Source organism: Nostoc sp. (assembly GCF_036919495.1).
Lineage (GTDB): Bacteria > Cyanobacteriota > Cyanobacteriia > Cyanobacteriales > Nostocaceae > Nostoc.
On record NZ_JBALBZ010000056.1, the window covers coordinates 1 to 4,473 of the forward strand.

Annotated in this window: 3 protein-coding genes and 1 pseudogene; all 4 read left to right on the forward strand. The window is 39.7% G+C overall.

The window, feature by feature from the left end:
• Positions 1–354: 354 nt before the first annotated feature.
• Positions 355–1,212 (forward strand): DUF72 domain-containing protein, encoded by an 858-nt coding sequence (locus tag V7K25_RS07435; protein ID WP_335156528.1) that lies wholly within the window; start codon positions 355–357, stop codon positions 1,210–1,212.
• A gap of 302 nt (positions 1,213–1,514) precedes the next feature.
• Complete coding sequence (locus V7K25_RS07440) at positions 1,515–1,955, forward strand: hypothetical protein (protein ID WP_335156530.1); 441 nt, start codon at positions 1,515–1,517, stop codon at positions 1,953–1,955.
• Positions 1,956–2,359: 404 nt separating this feature from the next.
• Positions 2,360–3,628 (forward strand): bifunctional sterol desaturase/short chain dehydrogenase, encoded by a 1,269-nt coding sequence (locus V7K25_RS07445; RefSeq protein ID WP_335156532.1) that lies wholly within the window; start codon positions 2,360–2,362, stop codon positions 3,626–3,628.
• A 369-nt stretch (positions 3,629–3,997) separates the two neighbouring features.
• A pseudogene (locus tag V7K25_RS07450) lies at positions 3,998–4,116 on the forward strand (IS5/IS1182 family transposase); the annotation flags it as partial.
• Positions 4,117–4,473 lie beyond the last annotated feature (357 nt).

The window sequence follows — 4,473 nt, forward strand, 5'->3', positions numbered from 1 at the left end:
TGGCTTTCGTAACTTTAGCAATTTTAGATTACGCAGTTTATTAAACTGGCATTTTAGTATTGATTCTCCATAAAACTAGCGGAAGAACCAAAATAATTAACCTAAGTATATATTTACTGCCTAGTTTGGATTTTAATATAAGTCTAAAATAAGCAAAATAGATTTGCTTGCTAAATCTACCGAAATGAGAAAGCATTTAGACAAAATGAGTAAGCAATCAAGCATTTTGAGAAAGCAATCTGCAATTTTAATGATCAGCAGTATCCTTCAAAAAGTCGGGAATCTGACCTAGCCTCATCCATCCCTACAAACTGCCTGTAAAATTGAATAGATACATCAAGGCTTTTAGGTACTGTGAACTTTTTTATTGGTTGTGCTGTTTGGGCATATAAAGGTTGGGTAGGCGAACTTTATCCCCAAGGCACTCGCACTGCCGATTTTCTCCATCTCTACAGTCGTCGCTTTACCACTGTAGAAGGTAACACCACCTTTTATGCCGTGCCTAACCAAGAAACTGTAACCCGTTGGGCTGCCGAAACACCAACAGGTTTTGAATTTTGTCTGAAATTACCGCGAGATATTACTCATCAAGGATTGCTGAAACCTTATATTCCGGCTGCATTAAAATTTCTGGAAGGGATGCGCCCTCTAGGTAAACGTCTTGGCCCAATATTTGCCCAGTTACCACCCAGTTATGCACCTGTATTGCTTGACGATTTAAGCAACTTTCTGGAAGCTTGGCCGCTTACAGAAGCACCTCTAGCCTTAGAAGTTCGGCATCCCGACTGGTTCAGAGAACCCCATGCTAGTAATTTGACGGCGCTTTTAGAAAAACTAGGTGTAGGACGGGTATTGTTAGACTCGCGCCCCATTTATACTGGAGATGATGACCCCCAGTTGCAATCGGAACGGCGTAAACCCAAATTACCGTTGCAATTGAGTGTGACAGCACCTTTTACTCTGATTCGGTTTATTTCTCATCCAAATTTATCAGTGAATCAGCCGTTTCTGGAAGAGTGGGTGAGACAGATTCAGCAATGGTTACAAATGGGAGTGCGAATTTATTTCTTTGTTCATTGTCCAATAGAAGCGCGATCGCCTAGCACAGCCCGTCACTTCCAACAGCTATTGGAACAGAGTCATACACCAGTTCCACCCCTGCCTTGGAATAACCTTGAGCATCCCCCCAATCAACTCAGTTTATGGTCTTGAAAAGCAAGACGCGAGGAGTAGGGGAACTAAGCCCACAGAATGAGATTTATAATTTTTAACTTTTACAAAATATCTCATGTTTAGTAATTAAAAAAAGAGCGATAATTAGTGTTACGATAATTTTTTGTTAAAGTTTTATATTCGTTTCTTGCTTGATAAAACAGGTAATAGTCGTCTTTGCGAAATGGCAATGAGCCTTTAGTTGAGACATAAATATAATATTTAACCCAAAAGTATTGATTTTTAATGTGAATGTGATTTAAGCGAATTTTTTGAGAGCAGTTACACCAAAGGAGGTTGAAATGAGTCGTCTTCTTTATGAAAATTCAGTCTCTTACAAAGGATATCTCATCATTCCATTTGTGTTTGGGAAACTTGATAATTACGAGATTTACTCGTATAAATTGTTATCAGAGGTTGGACACACAAGCCAATTCCATAAAGCAGAGAACCCAGCAGGAATCTATGGAAGTAACGTTAGTAATATCGTTGATATTGCTAAAGAATATATTGATAAAAATTCAGAGTTTGTTAATCGTAAGGATAATTTTAAGTCTCGCTACATCTACCGAAAGAATTTGATAATTATCTCCCAAGAAGGAGACAAATATTTTTATGACCATTATCCACCAGAGTTATTGAATAATATTGCAGCTCCAAAATTATTCAAATCCGAATATGAATGTCTGAGTTGGATTAAGCAAGGGCTTAATGGGGAGCATCTGCACCAAAGAACTATTTGAAGAAGGCAGAAGTTAATCCCTAAAACAAGCTTAATTCTGGTTGTAAGGGCTAACTTCTGTACTAACTATGTTAAGATATATTATGGATTTTCCATTTGTGCCAGAAGCAGCACGAGCCGAAGTTATTTGCTCCACACCTTAGCAATTAAGCATTTATGCTACTGCGATCGCTATCTCAATTGCAGTTGGTTAACCTTAGTTTTTGCTCTATTGAACTGGGATTATTGTAGCTAAATTCCGAAGGTTGGTTGTATGAGCGATCGGGGGACATTGAATATTGCTTTTTGCTACTCCCCCTACTTCCCATTCCTCATTCCATTTGATTTTTATTTGCTCTAGACTCGACCTGAATGCACCTTTATCAGATCATGAAGAATGATTAAGAAAAACGAGTATAGACAAATATGATAAAAATGCTAGCTGAAAACTTGATTGGAATTGAGACAAGATTACAAATTAATTGGGTTTGGTTAAACACCAGCTTGCAGTTTCTTACTTGGGGACTTTTTTCACTTTTACTCGCTGAGGTCTTGAGAGACAGCTACCATGCTTTGTGTCACCAAGTCAATTGGCTTGCAAAATGGCACAACAAGCACCACATGGCTTATCGCCGTGATTTATCCATAGTTTCCCTGAAAGTTTACCAAGAATCCCAGCTCTATCACGACATTTTAGAGTCGAGTCTACTGCTAGTGGTATTAGTAGTCATTGCCTTAAGTGTCCAGCAAATGGGGTTATGGCTGGGAGTAGCTTATGGTTGCACCTTCTTGTATGGCGCGTCTGTACGATATTTCCAGGGAAAAATTGATACAGACTACAACCACCTACCCGGCCCTTTAGAGACAATACCATCCATTTGGTGGGTGAATCGGTCTTACCATTGGCGGCATCATTTTGATGATGTCAACGCTTACTACAGTGGTGTCTTTCCCCTAGTGGATAAAATTCTTGGTACAGGACTGTCTCTTAAAGGTAAAACCATCGCTTTAACAGGAGCATCAGGAGCGTTGGGACAAGCATTAGCAGCTGAACTTGTAAAGAATAATGCTAAAGTCGTTGCATTAACCACTAATCCAGAAAAATTAGTAGAGCAAGTTGGGGTGAAGATGGTTCCCTGGCAGTTGGGTAACGAAGCCGAACTAAGGAATAGTTTAGAGAAAGTAGATATTTTAATTATCAACCACGGAATCAATGTCTACGCCAGCCGCACATCAGAGGCTATCAACTCTTCTTATGAGGTGAATACCTTTTCAGCGTTGCGGTTGATGGATATATTTTTGACAACTGTAACAGGCCCACAAGCAAAAGCAACCAAGGAAATCTGGGTAAACACTTCTGAGGCTGAGGTTTCTCCAGCACTAAGTCCGCTTTATGAACTCAGCAAGCGATCGCTAGGAGATATTGTTACCCTGAAGCGTTTGGACGGGGATTGTGTAATTCGCAAGTTAATTCTTGGCCCGTTTAAGAGTCAACTTAATCCTTATGGAGTGATGTCTGCACAGCAAGTTGCTCGTGCTATCTTATTTTTCGCCCGACGAGACTTTCGAAATATTATTGTGGCAATAAATCCTCTCACCTATCTGTTCTTTCCCTTAAAGGAAACTAGTACGTCGCTATACTATAGAGTCTTCAGCCGAACAGCGAAAAGTGAACAGGACTTACGCAAACAATAGCCGAAACCCTTATTTTTAGGTAGGGGTAATTTATAAATTGCCTCTATAGTGAGTGCTTAAGCCTCTTTTACCTACACCTAAGGGATTAGAACTTATCGCTCTTTCATCAGTCTTGGAAAAATTAACGAATTTTCGGTGTTTCAGCCAACGAACAATCAAGGTTTCAGCCCAGAGTGACGGAAGAGGGTTATATCATGTTCGCTTGATTACTTATTAAACCCGAAGAACATAGCCCTTTCAAGGTGCTGAAATTTAGAACGAGTAGAACAAGAATTGGTTATTTCAATCTTCAAAAAGCCGAAAATCTGAGCGGAGGATTCAAGATGGTAGCACTGAAACAACGTATCTTCGCTGGCCACCTTGAAAGGGCTAATGGCTGATTCTCAGTCGCTGAAGACAATTGAAAACAAGGAAAGGTCTATGGTTTCGATGGTGTTAAGAAAGTTAAAGGGCGTAAGCGCCATGATGAAATTATTCAAATTGGACTTCATTATACTGACCCATGTCGTTATCCAATAAGATAAGTGTGAGTACTTTGGGGCAAAACTTGGTATTAATTGCTTGAGCAATGTCCTTCAACATTCAGCATCATCTTTTCCTACGACTGCTATCTATTCTCTCTTAGTTCCCCGGCAAGTCTACTTTGTTAATCTAAATATTGATGGTAGTGAGGTCTATAAAATTCCCCAAAATAAACCTTTTAATGTTTCCATATGACGACGAGGCGGCGATATTTACGTTTATGCAAAGCAAAACTGATGCAACAAAGCAATAACCGACTGAAAATTCACGCATCCCCCTTATTTGGTTGGCACAGTGCATAAACCATTGTTGCCTAGAAGCAG

Coding starts and splice junctions, on each gene's coding strand:
- V7K25_RS07440 (WP_335156530.1), top strand. CDS start 1,515: ATGAGTCGTCTTCTTTATGAAAATTCAGTCTCTTACAAAGGATATCTC.
- V7K25_RS07445 (WP_335156532.1), top strand. CDS start 2,360: ATGATAAAAATGCTAGCTGAAAACTTGATTGGAATTGAGACAAGATTA.